Genomic DNA, 22,399 nt, shown 5'->3' with positions numbered 1-22,399 from the left:
TACCAATGTTCGGGGAGAGAAAGAAAGGGGAAAAAGAATGTTAAAGAAAAAGCTATTAGTCCTTAATACGACAATTGCCCTCGGGCTCAGCAGTGTTTTTGCTACGACGGGTGCTAGTGCTGAAACCCTTCAAGAAAAAAAGCAGGCCATCGAGAACAAGCAAGCAGATGTAAAAGCTGGCATACATAACGCTGAACAGGAATTAAAGAGCCTACAGACCAAACAGGAAACCCTTGAAGCTCAAATTACCCGTATTGCAAATGCGATTAACGATTCAGCGGAAAAAATTCTTGAAAAGAAAAATCAAATTAAAGAAACACAAGAACAGATTAAAAAATTAGAAGAAGAGATTGCTATTTTGAAAGAAAGAATTCAAAAGAGAAATGAGCTTCTTAAAGAACGTGCCGTATCCTTTCAGGAAAGCGGCGGCGATGTTAGTTATTTGGAAGTTTTGCTAGGTTCAAGCAGCTTTAGTGATTTTGTTGGACGCATGGGTGCGGTTTCGGCTATTGTGGAAGCAGACCAGGAATTGTTGAAGCAGCATGAACAAGACAAAAAAGAACTCGAGGCAAAGCAGGCAGCCGTTGAGAAGAAGCTGTCCGATCTACAAAACATGCTGTCCGAGCTTGAAGCCATGAGAGCCAAGCTTACCGCGCAAAAAAAGCAGCAGGACGCTTTCCTGCATAAGCTTGAAGCTAAAGAAGAACATACGCATAATCGGAAAATGTCTCTTCAGGAAGAAGAAGAAAACCTTGCTGCACAGGAACTAGCTGTTCAGAAAGCAATTGCACTTGAACAAAAGCAATTAGCGGAAGAAGCAGCTAGGAAACGTGCCGCTGACCAAGCAGCCAGACAACGTGCTGCTGCAGAAGCGAAGGCGAGCGCCAACAAATCTACTACGAGCAACAACAAGTCCGATTCCAGCAGAACCGCTTCTAGCCAGGGTTCCAGCGAGGTGAGTAATGCTCCGGCTGTTTCATCAGGCAGCTTTACAAGGCCTTCAGCAGGAAGGGTAACATCCCAGATGGGTTCCCGCTGGAATAAGTTCCATGCCGGCATCGATATAGCGCAGGGCGGTACAGTGCCTGTAGTTGCCGCGGCTAGTGGTGTGGTAATGCGTTCATATACATCAAGTACGTACGGGAATTGCGTAATGATAAGCCACTCCATTAATGGCCAGTTGTATACTACGGTATATGCTCATCTACGTTCCAAGAATGTGAGCCAGGGCCAGACTGTTTCAAAAGGACAGCAAATCGGTTATATGGGGAACACAGGCCGTTCATTCGGACAGCACTTGCATTTCGAGCTTCACAAAGGACCTTGGACTGTATCTAAAACGAATGCTGTGAATCCATTAGATTATATCCCGATGTAATGAATATATACCACGATTTATAGAGTAGTAAGCATGAAAACAAATAGATTGAAAGATTACACAAGTAGCCAGCAATTTTGCTGGCTATTTTTTTTATTGTCTTTCCTGATTCCAGTAAGGGCAAAAGATAATGCAGGGCATATTTCGTACAAGCTGTTCATATGATGGTCTAAACGAGGCCTTAGCATTGTTATGCTGATTGTTGGCAATTCCTTAGGGAAGAGGAGAATTGACTATGGGCAAAAAATGGGTACTCCCTTTGGCTGTAATTCTTTCGTTATCAACCGGGGCGGCAGGTGGGTTCTACATAAATTCCCATTCGGCGAGAGAGGATATGACTCCTATTTTAGACAAGGCTGAAAGAGGAGGGAATAATGACCAGGAAGGTAGGGAAGCAACAGAGAAGGAGCTTGAAAAAGTAGGACAGGCCTACGAATTGATACGCGAACAGTATGTGGAAGACGTGGAGGACGAGCAGCTCGTGGAAGGCGCCATTAAGGGCATGCTTTTAACGTTAAAAGATCCTTATTCGGTTTATATGGATAAAGAAACGACCAAACAATTCAACGAAACTCTTGATTCCGCGTTTGAAGGGATCGGAACGGAAATTGGTATGGAAGATGGGAAGATTATCATCGTTTCCCCATATAAGGATTCGCCTGCAGAAAGGGCGGGTTTAAAGCCAAAGGATGAATTGATTAAAGTGAACGGGGAAAGCGTTGAAGGACTAGACCTGAATCAAGTAGGGCTAAAAATCCGCGGTAAAAAGGGAACGAAAGTAACGCTTGAAATCAAACGTAGCGGTGTGTCTGAGCCGATCACCTTTAAAATTCCACGAGAGGAAATTCCTCTTGAAACGGTCTTTTCCTCTATCAAACAAAAAGATGGCAAAGATATTGGCTATATGGAACTGACCACATTTGCCAAAGAAACGGCGGCCGATTTCAAGCAGCAATTACAGCGCTTAGAAAATAAAGGGATCGATGGGCTTGTTATCGATGTCCGCGGCAACCCAGGCGGCCTGTTATCAAGTGTTGAAGAGATCCTCGGTGAATTCATTACGAAAGATAAACCGTACCTTCAAATCGCCCAACGGAATGGAGACACACAGACATTTTTTACAAAGCTGAAAGAAGGAAAAAAATATCCGGTGGTAGTATTGACCGATAAAGGAAGCGCCTCAGCATCCGAAATTCTTGCCGGCGCGCTGAATGAGGCAGCAGATTATCCTATTGTCGGAGAGAAAACATTTGGCAAGGGAACTGTGCAGCATGCTGTACCTATGGAGGATGGCAGCAATATTAAACTGACGGTATTTAAATGGTTGACACCAGATGGCAACTGGATTCATAAAAAAGGAATCCAGCCGACGATTGAAGTATCTCAACCGGATTACTTTAACTCTCATCCGCTTCAGGTGGAAAAGACCTTCAAACGAGATATGAACAACCCGCAAATAAAATTCGCGCAAGGAATGCTGAAAGGAATCGGTTTTGAGCCAGGACGCGAGGACGGTTATTTTGATGAAAAAACCGAAATTGCCATCAAAGCTTTCCAACAGCAGCAAAAGCTAAAGGTAACCGGGGAACTGGATAAAGAAACCGCTGAACAACTGGAAAAAACCATTATTGAAAAAGTGCAGGATGAAGCCAATGATATTCAATTAAAAACAGCCCTGCTTTATGTCGCGAAATAGACTGCTTACAATCGTTCGTATATTATGGATTCGAGGATAAATACTAAAATCACACACATATTCTTATAGAAGAAACAATCAATATCAGTGATCACATAGAAAAGGTCTGACACTTAAACCGGTGCCAGGCCTTTTTTCTTTCATTTGTTAGATACATAAGACTTTGATTTTGTTAAAATAGAAGATAGCTTTTATAACATCTACGCTTTTTGAGGGGGCTGAACATAGCTTGATTGAAGAATGGCTGTTTGCGTGTTTAAAAGGATTGGGAACTTTTTTTCTTCATCCAGTTTTCTATGTTTCTGTTATCCTTTCCATCTTAATCGGATATCTTCGTGTAAAACGGGAAAGAAGCGATTTTCATATTCGCGTTCATGATATGTTCCAGGAGCTGCGTTTTTTGCTTCCGAGGGGAATTACATACGGGCTTATTCTGTCTCTTATTTCACTCGGTGCGGGGCTTGTCATTCCATTTGCTTCCCTGCTGCTGATCGGTATTTTGTCGCTAGTGCTGGCGGTAACGTTGCGATTTAGGTTCCTTTCACCTGCATACAGCATCGGGTTTACCTTTCTCATCATTTTCTTCATGTACGGAAGAGATGTGAAACTACCAGTGTTTCAAGAAACATTTGATCATTTGGACAGGCCTATTTACTCCGCCCTTCCGGTTTTACTTGGCTTGCTGTTAATTGGAGAAGGGGCATTAATCCGTAGAAGTGCACACAAAAAGCTTTCACCGAAGCTGATCACATCAAAACGAGGCTTAACTGTAGGTTCCTTTGTTTCCAAAAGACTATGGCTGATCCCGATGTTTGTACTCGTTCCAGGTGGGAGCTTGCCCGCACCCTTTGAATGGTGGCCGGTATTTTCAGCCGGGAATGTGAATGTTTCACCAATATTTGTCCCATTTTTACTCGGACTTTCCCATCAAATTAAGGGAATGCTCCCTGGGCAGGCAATTATGTACTATGGAAACAAGGTACTCACACTTGGTGTAGTGATTACAGCTATATCCGCAGCAGGGCACTGGTATCCTGTTTTGTCGATCGTCGCAGTTGTCCTGGCAATGCTAGGCAGGGAACTGATTACCTATTTTACAAATGCTGCTGATGAGAAAAGGCCTTTCTATTTTTCAAGAAGCAAGCTGGGTGTCCGCATATTAGGCATTATTCCGCGTTCCCCAGCGGATAAAATGGGACTTGAAATGGGTGAGGTCGTTTCGAAAGTCAACGGTGTGAATGTACGGGATGAGAGGGAATTCTATGAAGCGCTTCTGAAAAACCGTGCCCATTGCAAACTGGAAGTCGTTGGCAACAACGGCCAAATCCGATTTGTCCAGCGAGCCCTGTTTGAAGGTGAGCATCACGAGCTTGGCATCCTTTTTGTGGAGGGTATGAAGCAGGACAGAGGCCAAGTGGGTTAATTGGAATTATCCACAACTAAAAACCACTTAGAAATGAACAGCACCCCAATTGTTAGATACAATTGGGGTGCTGTTTTTGTTTTGAAACATTTTAAAGATCAAAACCAGAAGCAATGCATGCATGCCACCATTTATAATCTTGTCAAAGGGGGTCAGACCCCCCATGACACATTTAGTACTTAAATTTTGCCACAATTGCCATCAGGTCTTCCGCCATTCGGGATAGGCCCGCTGCGGAAGCGTTGATTTCCTGCATAGAAGCGAGCTGTTCTTCGGTTGATGCGGCAATTTGGGAAGTGTGGTCTGTTGTGGTTTTAGAAGCAACATTGATTTGTTCAATGGATTCCTGCAAGGAAGAGAAACCGATAGATACTTGTTGGGCAGTCTCAGTGACCTCCCTGAATTGGCCATTGATGCTTTCGATGTTATCGAGAATGCCTTGGAATTGTACAGATGTATCATCAGTCAATTGTGTTCCTTTACTAACATTTCCCTTTACCAGTTTGATAATTTGTACGGTCTCTTGCATATCTTCCTGGACTTGGGAAATTAATTCCTTGATTTCATTTGCAGACTGGTGGGATTGTTCTGCCAGCTTGCGTACTTCCTCCGCTACCACGGAAAACCCTTTTCCATGTTCGCCCGCCCTGGCTGCTTCAATCGCCGCATTGAGGGCCAAGAGGTTGGTTTGTGCAGCAATATCTGTAATCATGATGGAAATATTGCTGATTTGATTTGATCGGCTTTCAAGAGAATGTATACTCGTAATTGCCTGCTCTACCGAGGCATCAATTGTTTCCATATTCTCTACAATTTCCTGTACTGATTTTGATCCGGCATCCGATTGTTCCAATGCTTTTTGGGAAATATCCGTTACCCTTTTTGTGCTTTCGGAAATCATCTTCATATTGTCGCTTGCTTGATTGGCAAATGAGGAGCATTCCTCGGTGCTTTCATAATTTCTGATCGAGCTGGCCGATACCTCTTGCATGGAGCTTGCCACTTGTTCCGTTGTGATCATAGTCTGCTCTGAACTTGCAGTCAGCTCCTCCGATGAAGCTGCTACTTGTTCAGCAGTTTCACTCATGGTTTTAATAATGGAACGCAATCGGCCGGTAAATGTGTTAAAGGAAGCAGCAAGTTGTCCTAGTTCGTCTTTGTTTTTCACGTTAATGGTTTGTGTGAGATCTGCTTCTCCTTCGGCAATGTTGTTCATTTGGGCATTCAGTTGCTTTAAAGGTTTTATAATACTAAGAATCGTTAGGATTGCAAAAATCGAACCGAAAACTGAAACAAAAGCTGTAAAGATGATTAATATGGATTTAAATTGCGCGTGTGTATCTTTAATACTGCTTGAATCCGTTGCTATCTCCTTTTTAAGGCTGTCTATGTATGCATCGATTGCCGGGTCGAGAACTTTTTTTCGAATATCCCGTTCTTCGCCGAAATGAAGCGAGATCGCCTCACTCTTATTGCTTTCGTACAATGAGACTACATGCTGGCTTGTTTCCCAGTATTGGCTGAACCCTTTTTCGATTTCTTCTATCCTGTTTCTTTCTTCCTCGCTTCGGGTTAATTCCTTTAAGGATTGGAACGTTGCCGTAATTTCATCTGTCTTTTCTTTCATACCATCAAAAAATTGGGGATCCCCATTGATTAAAAACGCGCGTTCATCATTTGATAGACCGGCTAACCGATATTCAATGTGCTTTAATCCAGTTTCCATATCCATGTCTTCAGCCATTTCTGCGTTATGATCTTGAGTTGAATTGAGTTGGTATATGGAGTAGGTGCCGATAAAAATTAAAGAAAAAATCAAACTGGCTGCAAGTATAAAAAGCTTATTACGGATTTTCATTCCATCCTTCTCCTCTTATTGATTCATTAGCAAACTTTCATTTTTTACTGATATATATTCACACTGAAAATTATTGAGTAAAAATACCTAGGTTATTTATATATGAAATCATAAGGAAGACATTGTGTCCAATCCATCTTATGTAGAGTTTTTATCCACTCAAGCCTGTTTATTATGCTGCGGGATAAGTAATCTTTCCATTCGGACAAAAAAACTAAAATGAGTAAAAAGTAAAAAATTCCCTTTTGAACAAAGAATGAACCCTTATGTCATATTATAAGGGCTGTTTTTGCTGCAGTAATAGGTCGGTACTTGTAAGGACTCGGGGATTTACGGAAACATCATTATGAGAACTAAAGAAAGATTTACATGCTTCACAAGTAATTTCGTTCAGCTCCCTGAACTTTATGCCCCTTAAATCTCTCCTCGTCTGATTGTAAAAATAGTTATACCTCTCTCCGCATTCACTATAAAATTTGTCCTTGACAATGTGGATTTCATTTGTCGAACGGCTTTGGATCGTCGGGTACATGTTGTCGCCTTCCTTTTTGTAATTTTAATATGAATGAGTGAGTATATACCGTGCAGCAACGCCCGGCTTGCCCAATTCAATTTCGGAAAAAAGATAACTTTAAGAATATAACACACAGAAACTTAAACAGTAAGCCTTCTTTGTGAAGAAAATGTAAATTATGTAATGGAAAGTTTTTTATTTTTTTACATAATTTGTGGTTGTTTTGACTGAATGGATGGATTAGAAGTCTGATAGGGGAGAATTTTGTGTCGAATGGTGTCAAATAGTGTTTAAAACAAGTTGGACATATATTTACCTATATGGTTTTATTAGGAAAAGTTAGAAAATAGGAACAAGTTCCTAATCTTCACTGAGATTATATAGTCTTATTTTCCTGATTGGTAGCTTTTCTTATTTTATTAATGCTTGAAGACCGGCTATCTCAGGCAAGAAGGGAGAAGAAATGAAAGAAACATTTGTATTGTTTAGTGTTGGCAACGGTAATTTCGCTATGAATATCCAGAATGTTGTGTCTATTGATAAATTAGCTGAAATATCTGATGTGCCTGAAACGGCAGACTTTATCATTGGAATGGTAACGATCAGAGGGCAGATTATTCCTGTAGTGGATATGACAAAGCTCCTCTTTAAGCGGTCCAGCTCGATTGACGAGCATGCCCGGTACATCCTGGTAGAAAACAGTGGTACCATTGTAGCTTTTATGGTGGAGAAAACAAATGAAATTCTTGATATATCCATGGATCAGGTAAAACCAATGGATGCTCTCTCTACTGGAACAACGGCTTTTATTAAGGGTGTCACAATGCTAGAAAACCGCATCATTACCTTGCTTGATACAGAAAAATTATTCACAACTCTACAACGAACTGGCCTGTTATTAGAAGAAAGCAATGAAGTGATTATTGAAGAAACATATATAGAAAAAGGATAGGTGTACATCTGTGAAATGGTTTTATAATTTAAAAACATCCGCAAAATTAATTTCGGCATTTGTTTTTATGGCAATCATATTGGGTGTTGTCGGGTTTTATGGGTTAAACAATTTGAAGAAAATCAATACCGAGCTGGAGTTTATGTATAAGGAAAGGTTAGTGCCTGTCAATTATATCTCCAGTTCACAGGTTTTATATCAACGGATGAGGGTCCAAATCCGGGATATGAACTTTATTGCAGTTACGAAGCAGGAAAAAAATGAAAGAGAACAAATGATCAATGACTTCAGAAAACAAATTGAAGCCAATATCGATAAATATAAAAGTACACTGATCATACAAGAAGAACAGGAGCTGCTTGATCAATTTGAACCGGCATGGCAGGAATACAATCGGATTATGGACCATGCCATAGATTCTGCAAATAAGGGTGATGTTGCAGAATATAAACGAATTGCTCCGGAGTTTAAAGCAGCAGGTGACAAGGCAGAGGGCATCTTGCAAGAGCTAATTGACTATAATGATGAATTGGCTCAAAAATCGAGCGATGAAGGAAATGACTTATATAATAGTTCGCGCACAGTTACCATTGTGATTATCTTTGTAGCAGTGGTAATCAGTATCGGTTTCGGTTACTTCATTTCCCAAATCATTTCTCGTCCATTGAATCGTGTGGTGGATGTAGTGGGGAATGTAGCCAAGGGTGATCTAACAAAAACCATGGAAATGGATACGAAAGACGAAATTGGACAGCTGGCAAAATCGATTGATGAAATGGTCATTAGTTTAAGGCAGACCGTTGGCGGGATCTTGTCTTCAGCGGAAAGTGTTTCAGCAGCGGCCCAACAAATTTCTGCAACAACTGAGGAAATAGCAAGCGGCAGTACAAACCAGGCACAGGAAGCCCAAACGATGAATGAATTATTTAAGGAATTATCGGTTGCGATTAATTCTGTAGCAAGAAGTGCTGAACAGGCGTCTGAATTATCGAACAATACTGCCGATATTGCTAAAGAAGGCGGAACCGTCATCCGTACTTCCATCGACGGCATGATCCAGGTAAATCAGCAGATGTCCCGTCTTGAAGAGGATTCAAACCAGATCGGGGAAATCATTGAAGTGATTGACGACATAGCCAGCCAGACTAACCTGCTTGCGCTAAATGCGGCCATTGAAGCAGCACGTGCTGGAGACCAGGGGCGCGGGTTCGCGGTTGTGGCTGATGAAGTTAGGAAACTCGCGGAACGAAGCAGCGAAGCGACAAAGGAAATCACAGCCATTATCAAAGGCATGCAGGAGAATACAAAGGAAAGCGTAAAGGCAGTAGGTGAAGGCGTTGTTTCTTCACAGAAAACTGGTGAGGCCTTTGAAAGCATCATTGAAATGGTCAACCAATCTGCTAATAAAGTGACTGAAATTGCGGCAGCAAGTGAAGAACAGGCAGCCCAAACAACTGAGGTCATGAATTCAATCGAAAGCATTTCCGCTGCGACTGAAGAAGCAGCGGCAAGCAGCGAACAAACCGCGTCGACAGCTCAATCTCTGGCCAATCTTGCAGAAGAGCTCAACGAATCGGTAGCTATTTTCAGAGTTAAATAAGCAAGAACCCGGGGTCAGACCCCCGTCGCGGTGCTACGTTAAAGTGCTGGGGGACAGACCCCGGAAATATAAGGAGGAAAGATGATGATTGCAACTGAATCTGTACCGTTTACTACGCTTTTTGATGGTGTACTTGCTTCTATAAATAACGTCGTTCCTTTACCATATGTAAGCCAAGATCCCCGGCTCCACGAAGATCAATTGAAGCTGCAGTTTGGTGTGCTGATTGGATTTACAGGCGGCCTGAAAGGGAAAATTTTATTTAAAGCGGATAAGGACGTGTTTAGTAGGTTGGGCGAGGCGATGTTTGGAATGCCGCTTGAGGGGGATATGCTGGTTTCTTTTGCAGGGGAGCTTGGCAATATGATCGCCGGCGGACTTTGCACAAATGTCTTTGGGCAGGGCCTGACAATTGATATTACTTCTCCGACGATTATGGAAGGGGAGTCGAAAATCTCCGGATTTAAAAAGGCAATGGAACTATCCGTTACTTTTCAAGAAAAAGGGGATTTATTCATGTACTTTTTATTGGATTAAATCCTTGGCCGTTATAGATCAGGAGTTGAAATAAAGTGGAAATGAACCAATATCTCGAAATATTTTTGGAAGAAAGCACGGAACATTTGCAGGCGATCAATGACCAATTGTTGAAATTGGAAGACCACCCGGAAGATATCGCGTTAATAGTGGAAATCTTCCGTTCCGCACATACCCTAAAAGGCATGGCAGCGACCATGGGCTATACAGATATTGCAGATCTCACACATGAAATGGAAAATGTCCTCGACCTTTTGCGTAATGAAAAAATTGCTGTCACTACTAATGTTATCGATGTGATTTTACAATCATTAGAGTCACTTGAGGAAATGGTAGCTTCCATCAGGGAAGGCGGAGACGGGAAAAAGGATGTCAGTGCATTAGTGGATTTGCTCACCCGGCTTGAAAAAGGAAATGCTGGAGAAGAGCATTTAAAGCCGGTAGCCATAGATGGGCTTGCGCAGGTTTCCCAATACGAACAAACGGTGATATCCCAGTCTAAAAGCCAAGGATTTGAAACCTATCAAATAAGTGTGACCATAGATAAAGGCTGTGTTCTTAGAGGGGTACGGGCTTTTATGGTTTTTGAGGCATTGGAGAACCTTGGGGATATCATTAAAACTGTGCCGGATGGTGAAGCCATTGAAAATGAACAGTTTGAATCCGGTTTCCATGTGCTATTAATTTCAAAAGAAAAAGAAGAAGAAATAAAACAGCAACTGTTAAAGATATCTGAGATCGAGGACGTACAGATTGCTCCGTTTGAAACGAACCAAGAGGATGTAGATCAGTCCAGGGAAGCCAGCGGAATTGATATATACGAGAATGAACCAGATACAAAGCCAGCACCAGCGGCCAATCAGGCAGCATCAAAAACGATTAGGGTCAACATAGAACGAATTGACCAGCTTATGAATCTGTTTGAGGAATTGATTATTGACCGAGGCAGATTGGAAGATATTTCGGCTAGAAGGAAAGATACTGAACTAAATGAAACCGTAGAAAAAATGGTTCGGGTGTCCAGCGATTTACAAAACTTGATATTAAAAATGCGAATGGTTCCAGTAGAACAGGTTTTTAACCGGTTCCCCCGGATGGTTCGCGGGCTGGCAAAGGACCTTAATAAAGAAATCCGCTTGGATATTATTGGAGCCGAAACAGAACTGGATCGAACGGTAATAGATGAAATTGGCGACCCCTTAGTCCATTTAATCCGCAACTCCATCGACCATGGCATTGAGTCACCTGAAGTACGAGAACAGAACGGGAAGAAACCAGAGGGCAATGTTACGCTCAGAGCATATCAGAGCGGAAATCACGTATTCATAGAAATAGAAGATGACGGAGCAGGGATAAATCGGGAAGCCATCATTAAAAAGGCAGTGGAAAAAGGAATCATAGCGGCTGAGCAGGCTGAAAATCTTACAGATAATCAGGTCAATCAGCTCATCTTCTCTTCCGGTTTCAGCACGGCTGAACATATTTCAGATATCTCTGGGCGGGGCGTTGGGCTTGATGTGGTGAAAAATAAGATCGAGCTGTTGGGCGGTACCATATCTACCGAATCCAAACCAGGAAAAGGAACACTATTCTCTATTAAATTGCCTCTCACGCTTTCCATTCTGTCGGCCATGCTGGTAAAAGTCGAGGATGAAACCTACGCGGTGCCTCTATCGTCAATTTTGGAAACAGTCACGATCCATAAGTCACAGGTCATGAAGGCACATGGACAGGAAGTCATTGATTATAGAGATAAAGTGATTCCGCTTGTCATGCTGAGCAAAGTGTTAAATGTGCCGCCGGCCATTGAAAAGAAAACGAAAAAAGATATTTATTCTATTTTAGTGGTGAAAAAGGGCAGCCAAATGACCGCCCTTGCTGTCGATTCATTTATCGGGAAGAGAGAAATTGTGTTAAAGTCTCTTGGTGATTATATAAAAAATGTGTTTGCTATTTCAGGAGCAACCATATTAGGTGACGGAAATATCGCCCTTATATTAGATACGAATGATTTAATAAAGTAGGGAGGAATTATATGGGTCCCTTAAAAGTCATCGTTTTTCAAGTAGATGATGAAGAATATGCGATAGATGTCAGACAAGTTCAATCGATTGAGAGAGTACATAAAATCACCCGGGTTCCTGGATTGCCGCCTTTTATAAAAGGGGTAATGAATATGCGTGGCGAGGTTACGCCGATTATCGATTTAAAGGAACGCTTTGGGAGGGGAGCCTCGGAATACAAAAAGGACACAAGGTTCCTAATCGTTTCTATAAATGGTGTGATTATAGGGTTGATCGTTGATACAGCGAATGATGTCATTGATATAAAACAAGAACAGATTGAACCGGCTCCAGAAACAGATACAGTAGTCGAAAAGGATTACTTGCAAGGTGTCGTAAAACTGAAAGATCGCTTGTTTATCCTGGTAGACTTAGAACGGTTGATCAGCTTAGAAGATTTGCATATGGATAGACAAGGCCAACTATTAGTTTAGATGCGAGGGAGATATTTTTAAATGGCAAGAGTAATGATTACAGATGATGCGGCTTTCATGAGGCTGCAGTTAAAGGACATGATTACAAAGGCTGGCCATGAGGTCGTCGGTGAAGCGGAAAACGGAAAGGTAGCAGTGGAAAAATACCTGGAGCTTAAACCAGACCTGGTCACGATGGATATTACCATGCCGGAGATGGACGGTGTCAATGCGGTAAGAGAAATCAAAAGACATGATCCGAACGCTAAAATCCTCATGTGCTCTGCAATGGGCCAACAGCACATGGTGATTGAAGCGATTCAAGCGGGAGCAAAGGATTTTTTAGTGAAGCCTTTTTCTGCCGACCGGATTGAAGAAGCCCTGAGGAAGCATTTATAATTATATAAATTTCTGGAAAAACCCGCTGAAAAAGGAATGGCTGAATAGCACAGTCCTTCTCCAGCGGGTTTTTTGTATTGAAATGAAAGAAAACCTAGTCGTGATCCAGATACATTTTGTAGAAAACTAGCTAATTTCTTGATACATCTGGTTTAAATATCATAGTAAAAATTGTCGTTTCAAGCTTGTCTAATACTGTTATCCTGTCCCCCGATTCGATTCGTGGTAACGCCGGGAATCTGATAAATCACATTATGTGGCGGATAGTCTAATTTCGATTTTGTTAATCTCCCTGAATCCACCAGTTCCTGCAACCCTTTTTCTACTTCTCCTGGCTTAACACCGAATATATCAGCTACCTTCACAGGCGATATAGACATATACTTTGGTGCCTTGGAAGAAGACATAATCATGCTATGTACGCGTTGATACAATTTTTCCGTATCCATTTTTACCTCCCCAATCTAAATGGTCTGTAAGAAAAACTAATTTTTTAATTGTTAGTTAATCATAATTTTCTCCGTTGAAGTAAAGATTATACATATTAGAAAACTCGCTTATTTGCAACCCTGCTAAAGGCGAAGAAGCTTCAAAATTGAACTATCTGGCAAGTCTTAGCCAACGATAAGGAGGGAAATAATTATGGCGTATCGTCCGCCGCACAGAATTGCCGAAGCGGCAATAGAATCAGGAACGCATAAGACAAATCTTTCGTTTCTTAGCAAGCTGGTCCTTGGGTTTCTTGGTGGGGCATTTATTTCTTTGGGATACCTTTTGGACATAAGGGTTATAGCCAATTTGCCTCACGAATGGGGATCATTTGGGACCTTTATAGGAGCGGCCGTTTTTCCCTTAGGTCTTATTTTAACGATACTAGCTGGTGGTGAGCTGGTGACTGGGAATATGATGGCGGTCAGTATGGCCTTTTTAGCCAGAAAGGTGTCGTTTGGGAGTTTATTAAGTAATTGGGTATTTATCACGATCGCAAACTTTATTGGCGCGCTCTTTGTCGCATACTTCTTTGGACATATTGCCGGCCTAACAAGTATCGATCCTTTTTTGGCAAAAACAGTTTCTGTTGCCCAATCTAAGCTGGATCAGGGGTTTTTGGCGGCACTTGTCTCAGCGATTGGTTGTAACTGGTTAGTGGGGCTAGCTATTTGGCTTTCTTACGGATCAGAAGAAATGAGCGGCAAGATTCTGGCAATTTGGTTTCCGATAATGGGTTTTGTTGCCGTCGGCTTCCAGCACGTTGTTGCAAATATGTTTGTCATTCCAGCAGCAATTTTCTCTGGCCATTTCACATGGGGCGACTATTTTCAAAATTTCATTCCAGTATTTATTGGCAACGTTATCGGCGGAAGCATGTTTGTCTCCATGTTTTATTGGTTAGCCTATCTGAGGAACGAACCGCGCGCCTCAACTAAATAGGGGGACAGACCCCCACTGCGGTAATACGTTAAAGTAACGGGGGACAGACCCCACACACGTGTAAGGAGGTATGAAGATTAATGAGCGATGAAAATAAGTTTTCGGTTGAGATTGATGGCAAAGATTTTACCGCCGAGGCCGGCCAAACCATTTTAGATGTAGCTAAATCTGAAGATTTATTTATTCCAAGTGTTTGTTATCACCCGAATCTTGGAACGATCCAAAGCTGTGATACTTGTTTTGTGAATGCAGGGGGGCAAATGGTGCGTGCCTGTGCCACGAAGGTGGAGCCGGGGATGAAGGTGGATACCAATTCTGAGCTTGTAAAGGGTGCCCAGTACGAGGCGATGTCCCGAATTCTCAAAAACCACGAATTATACTGTACCGTTTGCGATAACAACAATGGGAATTGTACCGTTCATAACACTGTGGAAAAGATGGAGCTTGCCCATCAGGCTTACCCGTTTGAGGCAAAACCTTATCCTCCCGATCTGTCCCATCCTTTTTACCGCTATGAACCTGACCAATGTATCCTATGCGGCCGCTGTGTAGAGGCTTGCCAGGACTTACAGGTCAATGAAACGTTGAGCATTGATTGGAACCGGGAAGTACCCCGTGTCATTTGGGATAACGACGTACCCATCGACGAATCTTCCTGCGTATCTTGCGGCCACTGTGTAAATGTATGTCCATGTAATGCGTTAATGGATAAATCTATGCTTGGTGAAGCAGGATTCTTAACGGGCATTCCTCCGAAAATTCTTGGCCCTATGATCGATTTAACCAAAGAAGTGGAGCCAGGATATAGAGAAATCTTTGCAATTTCCGAAGTAGAGGCATCCATGAGAAAGGCAAAAATTAAGCGTACAAAAACGGTATGTACGTATTGCGGTGTCGGCTGCAGCTTTGAAGTCTGGACACAGGATCGGGAAATCTTAACGATACAGCCAACTGAGGAAGCACCGGTTAATGGCATTTCCACATGTATAAAAGGAAAATACGGCTGGGGATTTGTGAACAGCGAAGAACGCTTGACAACGCCGCTAATTCGCCAGGGTGATGAATTTGTTGAAGCAACATGGGAAGAAGCTTTAGATTTAGTGGCTGAAAAGCTTGGAGCGGTTAAAGAGGAACACGGTCCGCAGTCAATCGGATACATAGCTTCATCCAAATGCTCCAATGAAGAAAACTTTTTGTTCCAGAAGTTTGTCAGAAGCGTTATGCAATCTAACAATGTGGATAACTGCTCCCGTTATTGCCAATCTCCTGCGACAGCGGGTCTTCTCAGAACTGTTGGCCATGGTGGGGATTCAGGGACAATGAAGGATATTATCGCAGCAGATCTTGTCATTGTCATTGGTGCCAACCCGGCAGAATCCCATCCAGTTTTATCTACACGTGTAAAAAGAGCACACAAGCTTCATGGGCAGAAATTAATTGTAGTAGACTTACGGGAAAATGAGCTGGCGCAACGTGCGGATGTATTTATCCATCCAAAACCAAGTACCGATCTTATTTGGTTAAACGCTATTACAAAGTATATTATCGATCAAGGCTGGGAGGATCGTGAATTTATTGAAAGCAGAGTCAGCGGCTATGATGAATTCAAAAAGAGCCTTGATAAGTATACGATGGAATATGCCGTTGAAAAAACAGGGATTTCTATGGATGAGCTATTAACTATTGCCAACATGATTCATGAATCAAAAGGAACATGTATTTTATGGGCCATGGGAATCACGCAACACTCCGGTGCTACGGATGCAAGTACAGCAATTTCAAATCTGTTGTTAGTTACTGGAAATTATGGGCGTACTGGTACAGGAGCCTATCCGTTGAGAGGCCACAATAATGTTCAGGGGGCATGTGATTTCGGGACAATGCCAGCATGGTTCCCGGGTTATGAAGCGATCCAAGACCCGAAAGTCCGTGAACGTTATGAAAAGGCATGGGGAGTTTCCCTTCCTGAAGATCCTGGTTATAACAACCACCAAATGGTTGAGGGAATCCATAAAGGCACAATAAAAGCGATGTACCTTTTCGGAGAAGAAATGGCATTGGTGGATTCAAACGCTAATCACGTCCATGCCGCTTTTGAAAAACTTGACTTCTTCGTTGTCCAGGATATTTTCTTCAGCAAAACAGCGCAATTTGCCGATGTTATTTTACCTGCCGCTCCGAGCCTTGAAAAAGATGGCACGTTTGTTAATACAGAACGCAGGATTCAACGGTTCCATAAAGTATTCGAGCCGCTGGGTGATTCGAAGCCAGATTGGCAAATCTTCCAGCTGCTTGCCAATCGCATGGGTGCTAATTGGAATTACAGCCACCCGTCAGAAATAATGGATGAAGCGGCAAGCCTTGCTCCGCTCTTTGCTGGCGTAAGCTATGAACGCCTTGAGGGATGGAATAGCCTTGTTTGGCCTGTAGCACCGGATGGAACGGATACACCATTGCTATATACCGAGAAGTTCGCTTTCGCGGATGGTAAAGCAAGGTTGGTTCCGGTTGATTGGACACCTCCTGTCATTGCAGGGGATGAGTTTGATCTGCATTTGAATAACGGGCGCATCCTGGAGCATTTCCATGAGGGCAATATGACATATCGTACAGAAGGCATCACCCATAAGGTTCCGGATCTGTGGGTGGAGATTTCGCTTCAATTAGCGAAAGAGCGCAACATTCAGGACGGCACGTTGGTTGGTCTGACGTCACCTTATGGACACGTTGAGGTACGTGCGATTGTCACTGACCGGGTTAAAGGAAATGAGCTTTACTTGCCAATGCACTCAAGAGAAGATAATGAAGCTGTAAATAAATTAACGAGCAGCTACCATGACTTAATCACTCATACGCCGGCATATAAGGAGATGGGTGTCAAACTGGAAGTAATCGAACAAGAAGGCGAGCGTCCAATTCCGAGAGAAAATCACCGCTATGGCAACCGGATGCCGCAAATCAGTGTCAGGGTAGAAGAAAAATGGCAGCGCGAAGATTACACACCAATCGAGGAGCTGTTTGAGATAAGGAGGGATGTATATGGCCAGAGCAATCAGGCAAATTAGTAAAGCTGTCCCAGATGTACAGGAAGAACAGGATCAGGCAATTGCCGCGATAATGAAGGAGATTGCTGATAACCAGGAAGCGATCATGAAAACACTTGGGATTATAAAGGGGCTTCATGATATGAAAGCCCTGGAAGCTGTTCATGCTCTCCTTGAACAACGGACCGAAGTTGGTGCTATCGCTATTCAGCAGATCAACCAGCCGGGCGTGCACAATATAATTAAAAATGCAATGGGTGCTGTAGGGTTCTTAGGAGCCCTCCAGCCTGGCCAGTTAAATACGTTACTCGACGCTGTTGGCAACGGCCTGAAGCGGCTCTCAAATACAGGCGAAGATGGCGAAAAGCAATCAATTTGGGCAATGAGTAGAAGGTTGCGAAGCCCGGAAAGCAGGGCAGCTATGACTTCCATGCTTGGTTTATTGGAAGGAATGGGTGCGGTGTTTTTACAGAACAAGGACCAAAAGAAAGGGTGATCGGCAGTGGAAGACGCGGTTATTGTCATTAAGAATATGCAAAACCAGGCTGATGCTGACAGAGTGATGGGTGCCCTTGAAGATGTGTGGGGAGTATTACAAGTTCAGGTTGACCTCTCACAAAACAGGGCGAGATTAACCTTTGACAATAGAATGGCCCAATTACAGGATTTTGAACGGAAACTTTTGGATAACGGTTATGAAGTTGCATCAGGTTCTATGGAACAATAACCATATTGTAGGAGGCTGCTTATGAGGAAATGTGAAATTTGCGGCAATGAAGTTGAAATGGAAAGTGCTGAGGAACTGGTCGGAGCCTCTCACCTCCATTTGTGTGAAACCTGCCTGGAAGACCGGAAATTCCATGCCCCAGCGGATATTGCTGAATAGGACAAACTGCCTTACTTGTGGAAAACATGAGTAAGGCTTTTTTTATGTTAGGTCAAAAGTGATATTTAAGGGCGTTCTCCAATTGTTTGGGTTATACTGTTAGCACATAAAAATGTGCAGGTGGACGTATGGAAAATCAGGTAGTAAGCTGGTTTGCAGAGAATGCAGGATACGCAATTTGGATCAGTATTCTGCTGAATATGATCATTAGTTTGCTAGGAATTGTTCCCAGTGTGTTTTTAACGGCAGCGAATATCACTTTTTTTGGTTTTTATAATGGAGTGTCTATCTCTATTGCAGGGGAAGCAGTAGGAGCGATTGTAAGCTTTTATTTGTACAGGAAAGGGATACATAAATTTTTACCGGAAAAGTTGAGCCAAAATAGGTATCTAAGAAGGCTTCAAACAAGCAGGGGCTTTGAGGCCTTTGTTTTAATCCTTGCCCTTCGATTATTTCCACTGGTTCCATCGGGGCTCGTAACCTTAGCCGGGGCTACAAGTAAAATGACCCTTGTTAATTTTGCGATTGCCAGCACGATTGGAAAGGTACCTGCGTTATTGCTGGAGGCTTATTCTGTTCAACAGGTGATTCATTGGGATTGGCAGGGGAAGATTATAGTGGGTGTTCTTTCTGTAATCCTTGTACTAGTCTTTATACGAAGAAAAGGTCCGAAGGAGAGATAGTTTCCTTTGGACCTGTTTCTCAAGTTTGGCGAAATTTGTACCCTGTAACTTGCTTATGGATTTGTTGACCACATTCCAGCAGATTTAATGAACACCCGCGGATTCAACTTCAATTGGGCCACAACTAATTCAGCAAGGTCTTCCGGCTGCATCACTTTCTCCGGATTTCCATCGGTAAGCTTGTTCTCGAACGCCAAATCAGTAGAAACAGTGCTAGGCGTCAATGCGGATACGCGGATATTATGCTTCCTTACTTCAAGCATTAGTGACTCGGTCAAACCAAGCACGGCAAATTTTGAAGCGCTATAAGCACTTGTAACAGGCGCGCCCTTTTGGCCGGCCGTTGATGAAATATTGATGATATCGCCTGATTTGTTATCGATCATGCCAGGTAAAACGGCTCTTGTGACATTATAAGTACCCATTAAGTTAACACGGATGATGTTTTCCCACTCTTCAGCAGATAATTCAAGAAAACCGCCAAATTTTGCAGTCCCTGCATTGTTAATCAAGATATCGATGGAGCCAAGATCTGACTTGATATGCTCTACCGCATTTTGGACGCCATCAAGGCTTGATACATCGGCAACAGCCGCAGAAACGGTGACATCATACTCTGATAATTCTTCACTTACTTTTTCAAGGTTGGACATATTCAACCCGATCATTCCTATATGTACGCCTTCCTTTGCCAGCGCAATGGCAATAGCTCTGCCAATCCCTCTGCCAGCCCCGGTAATCAGCGCTGTTTTACCTTTTAATGATTGCATTTCTATCACTCCTATTGTTGTAATAATGGACACTGAGCTTCAAAAGCATCTATGCATAAAAGTAATATACCCTTTAAAATTCCATACCTTGCATAGATGTGATAAGGCTTTTGAACTCTTTTTCAACTAAACAACTATAGTATACAACTAATGTTGCTTTTGGGAAGTACGCACTTTCTCTTTACATAGTGAGGAAAAGTATACTGTATCCACTAATCAATAAATATCAAGTGATTGTGGTAAAACGGAGAGTTAAAGCGGTAGAAAACAAAAGCCCCCATTCCAAGAGGTCAGACGGGCTAACCATCGGACATTATGTATTTTGCCCGCGCTATGATTGAAATATTTCCCTATTGGACGGACAAGTATAAGCGCCAGATCAAGACCAGGTAAAAACCTATAAAATTGAGGTGCAAGAAGACATCGTTTATCTTATTATAGAACAATAAGATAAAATATTATGTAAATATTGCTGGATTGCGGTCTTGCACAAGCGCAATCAGGCTTTGTTTGCATTATGCGGGATAGGAAAAGGATTATACTTTCCCTATCAGCTAAGAAAGCTAAAAGGGGAAGGATGGCATTATATATGAAGAAAGGAAAGGTGTATTTAGTTGGGGCCGGGCCGGGTGATATCGGCCTGATTACAATGAAGGGAATGGAAGCGATCCGCCGGGCCGATGTCATTCTGTATGACCGGCTGGCCAATCCGAAGTTGTTGGATTTTGCGAGGAGCGATTGTGAGCTGATTTATGGCGGAAAGCTTCCGGATCGCCATTTCCTGCGCCAGGAAGCCATTAATGAGCTTCTTATAAAAAAAGCGCTGGAAGGAAAAACGGTTGTCCGTTTAAAAGGAGGCGATCCAGGCGTTTTCGGCCGTGTTGGTGAAGAAGCGGCAGGCCTTGCGGAAAGTGGGATACCCTTTGAAATGGTCCCAGGCATTACTTCCGGCATTGCTGCTCCACTTTATGCGGGAATTCCAGTGACTCATCGGGAATATGGCGGATCCTTTGCCGTAGTCACAGCTCATGATAAATCGAAAGATGGAAAACCAAAAATCGACTGGGCTGCCCTAGCAAAAGGTATCGACACTATCTCCTTCTACATGGGGGTCGCTAATCTTCCTTATATATGTGAAAATCTGATGAAGCATGGAAAAGCACCGGACACCCCCGTTATCCTAATTCAATGGGGAACGATGGGCAGACAGAAGACACTGGAAGGAACACTTTCGACGATTGCAGTAAAGGCAGAACGCGTAAACTTCAGTAATCCTGCGATTACACTGGTAGGCGATATTGCCTCGCTGCATGGAAAGCTTAGCTGGTTTGATAAAAAACCTCTGTATGGACGACAAATTTTGCTCGCAAGATCGGGTACAGAGGAAAGCATGATTGCGGCAGAATTAAGGGAGCAAGGCGCTGATGTAATTGAATTTCCGAAGTGGAAACGGACCCCTGTACCGGTAGCTGAGGATATTTTAAGTCAGATTAGCAATTATGATGACATTCTTTTCACTTCACCTGAAAGTGTCGATGAATTCTTTGGTTTACTAATGGAACGAGCCATCGATATCCGTTCTATCAAGGCTGGTTTGTACGCTGCTTCTATCAAATCAAAACAAGCCCTGCAGAAGCGAGGTCTGATGGCTGAAATTACAGGGGACACCAACGATTGGGGCAAGCTGTTGATAATCGGGGATGATCGCTTGGAAAGCGAAAAAGAATCCTATATGAGCCTATACCAAAATTTTGATATATTTCTAACCTCCAGAATTCAAATCGACGATCAGTATCCGCCGATATTCATGCGGATGTTGGAAGAAGCCGAACTTGACACAGCGGTATTTCCGAGCAGCGCATCTGTCCGGCAATTCAACGCAGGACTCGAATCAGCCGGGCTTCTGGTGAAAGAAGTGTTACATGGGCTGAACGTTGTCTGTATGGGAAAACGCAGCTATCAGGCTGCAGAAGAGTATGGTTTCAATCCGACTAGCATGCCGGATACCTCTACAAAAGAAGAGCTTATAAAATTGTTGTCGTTCATGCATAAGGGATCAAATGAATAATTGCCCGGTTTGGCATCCCTATGATACTGAAGGTGGAGGAAGAAAATTGTATGAAAAAGTACTATCCTGTTAATCTTGATATCGAGGGCAAGCCGGTTGCCATTGTTGGCGGCGGGAAGGTGGCCGAACGCAAGGTAGGGCAGCTTCTCCAAGCAGGGGCTAATGTTACCCTCATCAGCCCCAAAATTACAGAAGGCTTGAGTCAATTGGTAGAGATTGGTGCCTTAGCATGGAACGAAAAGGAAGTGGCCTTAGAAGATTTACGGGATGCGGAAATCGTTGTAGCCGCTTCAAATAACGCTGAGATTAATGAATGGATTGCCTCTAACAAAAAGCCAAACCAGCTTGTTAATCTTGCCGATAACCATGAGTCTTCAGACTTCCATACCCCCTCTGTTATCAGAAGGGGACGCCTTGTTATCACGGTTTCTACATCAGGGGCAAGCCCTATGCTGTCCAGGAAAATCAGCCGTGAAATTGCCGAACAATATGATGATCGTTATGAAGAGTATATGGATTTCTTGTTTGCCTGCCGGGAACGAATTAAAAGAGAGGTAGAGGATCCTATCAAAAAAAGGAACTTGCTTGCCGCCCTTTTGGATGAGGACTTCTTAAGCAAAAATGATCGGGAAACATCGTTTCAAATCCTATATAAAAAAATCATGGAGCAATGATGCTTTCATG

The 22,399-nt window shown here is 42.9% G+C and carries 20 protein-coding genes and 1 pseudogene; 17 read left to right on the top strand and 4 right to left on the bottom strand.

The annotated features are described in order from the left end of the window. Window positions 1-37 precede the first annotated feature (37 nt). The 3 genes from CUU64_RS22975 (at window position 38) to CUU64_RS18095 (ending at window position 4,497) form a co-directional block, all read left to right on the top strand. A complete protein-coding gene (locus tag CUU64_RS22975; RefSeq protein WP_101635066.1) occupies window positions 38-1,378 on the top strand; it encodes a murein hydrolase activator EnvC family protein in 1,341 nt (446 codons plus the stop codon). Window positions 1,379-1,613: 235 nt separating this feature from the next. Further along, complete coding sequence (locus CUU64_RS18100) at window positions 1,614-3,074, top strand: S41 family peptidase (RefSeq protein ID WP_101635065.1); 1,461 nt, start codon at window positions 1,614-1,616, stop codon at window positions 3,072-3,074. A gap of 229 nt (window positions 3,075-3,303) precedes the next feature. Then, window positions 3,304-4,497, top strand: coding sequence for a PDZ domain-containing protein (locus CUU64_RS18095; RefSeq protein ID WP_101635064.1), 1,194 nt, complete (start codon window positions 3,304-3,306; stop codon window positions 4,495-4,497). Window positions 4,498-4,669: 172 nt separating this feature from the next. Here the strand turns inward: CUU64_RS18095 and CUU64_RS23375 are convergent, their stop codons facing one another. Then, window positions 4,670-5,488, bottom strand: coding sequence for a methyl-accepting chemotaxis protein (locus tag CUU64_RS23375; RefSeq protein WP_483861841.1), 819 nt, complete (start codon window positions 5,486-5,488; stop codon window positions 4,670-4,672). Window positions 5,489-5,611: 123 nt separating this feature from the next. Beyond that, a pseudogene (locus CUU64_RS23370) lies at window positions 5,612-6,355 on the bottom strand (HAMP domain-containing protein); the annotation flags it as partial. A gap of 977 nt (window positions 6,356-7,332) precedes the next feature. Here CUU64_RS23370 and CUU64_RS18075 point away from each other — a divergent pair. The 6 genes from CUU64_RS18075 (at window position 7,333) to CUU64_RS18050 (ending at window position 12,833) form a co-directional block, all read left to right on the top strand. Beyond that, a complete protein-coding gene (locus CUU64_RS18075; protein WP_101635060.1) occupies window positions 7,333-7,821 on the top strand; it encodes a chemotaxis protein CheW in 489 nt (162 codons plus the stop codon). A gap of 10 nt (window positions 7,822-7,831) precedes the next feature. Then, window positions 7,832-9,421 carry a methyl-accepting chemotaxis protein gene (locus CUU64_RS18070; protein WP_101635058.1) on the top strand — a complete coding sequence of 530 codons (1,590 nt, stop codon included), beginning with the start codon at window positions 7,832-7,834 and terminating at the stop codon, window positions 9,419-9,421. Between the two features lie 84 nt (window positions 9,422-9,505). After that, entirely contained in the window at window positions 9,506-9,958 is a 453-nt protein-coding gene (locus CUU64_RS18065) for a chemotaxis protein CheX (protein ID WP_257985585.1), read from the top strand. 35 nt (window positions 9,959-9,993) lie between these two features. Beyond that, entirely contained in the window at window positions 9,994-11,982 is a 1,989-nt protein-coding gene (locus CUU64_RS18060; protein ID WP_101635056.1) for a chemotaxis protein CheA, read from the top strand. Between the two features lie 11 nt (window positions 11,983-11,993). Continuing rightward, complete coding sequence (locus CUU64_RS18055; RefSeq protein ID WP_101635055.1) at window positions 11,994-12,455, top strand: chemotaxis protein CheW; 462 nt, start codon at window positions 11,994-11,996, stop codon at window positions 12,453-12,455. A gap of 21 nt (window positions 12,456-12,476) precedes the next feature. Then, window positions 12,477-12,833 (top strand): response regulator, encoded by a 357-nt coding sequence (locus CUU64_RS18050; RefSeq protein ID WP_101635054.1) that lies wholly within the window; start codon window positions 12,477-12,479, stop codon window positions 12,831-12,833. A 179-nt stretch (window positions 12,834-13,012) separates the two neighbouring features. Here the strand turns inward: CUU64_RS18050 and CUU64_RS18045 are convergent, their stop codons facing one another. Further along, window positions 13,013-13,282 (bottom strand): hypothetical protein, encoded by a 270-nt coding sequence (locus CUU64_RS18045; RefSeq protein ID WP_101635053.1) that lies wholly within the window; start codon window positions 13,280-13,282, stop codon window positions 13,013-13,015. Between the two features lie 193 nt (window positions 13,283-13,475). Here CUU64_RS18045 and CUU64_RS18040 point away from each other — a divergent pair, with 193 nt between their 5' ends. From CUU64_RS18040 to CUU64_RS18020, 6 genes are all read left to right on the top strand, one after another. Continuing rightward, a complete protein-coding gene (locus CUU64_RS18040; protein ID WP_101635052.1) occupies window positions 13,476-14,264 on the top strand; it encodes a formate/nitrite transporter family protein in 789 nt (262 codons plus the stop codon). Between the two features lie 80 nt (window positions 14,265-14,344). After that, window positions 14,345-17,329: a formate dehydrogenase subunit alpha gene (gene fdhF / locus CUU64_RS18035; RefSeq protein ID WP_101635051.1), complete on the top strand. Its 2,985-nt coding sequence runs from the start codon at window positions 14,345-14,347 to the stop codon at window positions 17,327-17,329. Continuing rightward, window positions 17,304-17,804 (top strand): DUF1641 domain-containing protein, encoded by a 501-nt coding sequence (locus CUU64_RS18030; RefSeq protein WP_101635050.1) that lies wholly within the window; start codon window positions 17,304-17,306, stop codon window positions 17,802-17,804. The genes fdhF and CUU64_RS18030 overlap by 26 nt, the downstream gene beginning before the upstream one ends. Window positions 17,805-17,810: 6 nt before the next feature. Next, window positions 17,811-18,035, top strand: a complete 225-nt coding sequence (locus CUU64_RS18025; protein WP_101635049.1) for a heavy-metal-associated domain-containing protein — start codon at window positions 17,811-17,813, stop codon at window positions 18,033-18,035. Between the two features lie 21 nt (window positions 18,036-18,056). Next, window positions 18,057-18,194 (top strand): hypothetical protein, encoded by a 138-nt coding sequence (locus CUU64_RS22180; RefSeq protein WP_180954665.1) that lies wholly within the window; start codon window positions 18,057-18,059, stop codon window positions 18,192-18,194. Between the two features lie 128 nt (window positions 18,195-18,322). After that, window positions 18,323-18,877, top strand: a complete 555-nt coding sequence (locus CUU64_RS18020) for a TVP38/TMEM64 family protein (protein WP_101635048.1) — start codon at window positions 18,323-18,325, stop codon at window positions 18,875-18,877. Window positions 18,878-18,930: 53 nt separating this feature from the next. On the opposite strand, the gene CUU64_RS18015 is transcribed toward CUU64_RS18020, so the two are convergent. After that, entirely contained in the window at window positions 18,931-19,647 is a 717-nt protein-coding gene (locus tag CUU64_RS18015; RefSeq protein ID WP_101635047.1) for a 3-ketoacyl-ACP reductase, read from the bottom strand. Window positions 19,648-20,236: 589 nt separating this feature from the next. On the opposite strand from CUU64_RS18015, the gene cobA reads away from it, so the two are divergent. Together cobA and CUU64_RS18005 are read left to right on the top strand one after the other, a co-directional pair. Further along, window positions 20,237-21,715: a uroporphyrinogen-III C-methyltransferase gene (cobA, locus tag CUU64_RS18010; protein ID WP_101635046.1), complete on the top strand. Its 1,479-nt coding sequence runs from the start codon at window positions 20,237-20,239 to the stop codon at window positions 21,713-21,715. Between the two features lie 50 nt (window positions 21,716-21,765). Continuing rightward, the gene (locus CUU64_RS18005; protein WP_180954664.1) at window positions 21,766-22,389 is read left to right on the top strand and encodes a precorrin-2 dehydrogenase/sirohydrochlorin ferrochelatase family protein; all 624 of its coding nucleotides are present in this window, start codon (window positions 21,766-21,768) and stop codon (window positions 22,387-22,389) included. The last annotated feature ends 10 nt before the right edge of the window (window positions 22,390-22,399 follow it).

This window comes from Bacillus sp. V5-8f (assembly GCF_002863565.1).
In the GTDB taxonomy this organism is placed as follows: Bacteria; Bacillota; Bacilli; order Bacillales; family DSM-1321; genus Peribacillus.
The sequence above is the reverse complement of the archived record's forward strand: the minus strand, read 5'-3'. Positions and strand labels throughout refer to the sequence as shown.

Excerpts from the sequence above, each read along its gene's own strand:
- CUU64_RS18065 (WP_257985585.1), top strand. The coding sequence starts at position 9,506 with ATGATTGCAACTGAATCTGTACCGTTTACTACGCTTTTTGATGGTGTA.
- CUU64_RS18075 (WP_101635060.1), top strand. The coding sequence starts at position 7,333 with ATGAAAGAAACATTTGTATTGTTTAGTGTTGGCAACGGTAATTTCGCT.
- CUU64_RS18015 (WP_101635047.1), bottom strand. The coding sequence starts at position 19,647 with ATGCAATCATTAAAAGGTAAAACAGCGCTGATTACCGGGGCTGGCAGA.
- CUU64_RS22180 (WP_180954665.1), top strand. The coding sequence starts at position 18,057 with ATGAGGAAATGTGAAATTTGCGGCAATGAAGTTGAAATGGAAAGTGCT.
- CUU64_RS18020 (WP_101635048.1), top strand. The coding sequence starts at position 18,323 with ATGGAAAATCAGGTAGTAAGCTGGTTTGCAGAGAATGCAGGATACGCA.
- CUU64_RS18100 (WP_101635065.1), top strand. The coding sequence starts at position 1,614 with ATGGGCAAAAAATGGGTACTCCCTTTGGCTGTAATTCTTTCGTTATCA.
- CUU64_RS23375 (WP_483861841.1), bottom strand. The coding sequence starts at position 5,488 with ATGCAAGAGGTATCGGCCAGCTCGATCAGAAATTATGAAAGCACCGAG.
- CUU64_RS18050 (WP_101635054.1), top strand. The coding sequence starts at position 12,477 with ATGGCAAGAGTAATGATTACAGATGATGCGGCTTTCATGAGGCTGCAG.
- fdhF (WP_101635051.1), top strand. The coding sequence starts at position 14,345 with ATGAGCGATGAAAATAAGTTTTCGGTTGAGATTGATGGCAAAGATTTT.
- CUU64_RS18030 (WP_101635050.1), top strand. The coding sequence starts at position 17,304 with ATGGCCAGAGCAATCAGGCAAATTAGTAAAGCTGTCCCAGATGTACAG.
- CUU64_RS18045 (WP_101635053.1), bottom strand. The coding sequence starts at position 13,282 with ATGGATACGGAAAAATTGTATCAACGCGTACATAGCATGATTATGTCT.
- cobA (WP_101635046.1), top strand. The coding sequence starts at position 20,237 with ATGAAGAAAGGAAAGGTGTATTTAGTTGGGGCCGGGCCGGGTGATATC.
- CUU64_RS22975 (WP_101635066.1), top strand. The coding sequence starts at position 38 with ATGTTAAAGAAAAAGCTATTAGTCCTTAATACGACAATTGCCCTCGGG.
- CUU64_RS18055 (WP_101635055.1), top strand. The coding sequence starts at position 11,994 with ATGGGTCCCTTAAAAGTCATCGTTTTTCAAGTAGATGATGAAGAATAT.
- CUU64_RS18005 (WP_180954664.1), top strand. The coding sequence starts at position 21,766 with ATGAAAAAGTACTATCCTGTTAATCTTGATATCGAGGGCAAGCCGGTT.
- CUU64_RS18040 (WP_101635052.1), top strand. The coding sequence starts at position 13,476 with ATGGCGTATCGTCCGCCGCACAGAATTGCCGAAGCGGCAATAGAATCA.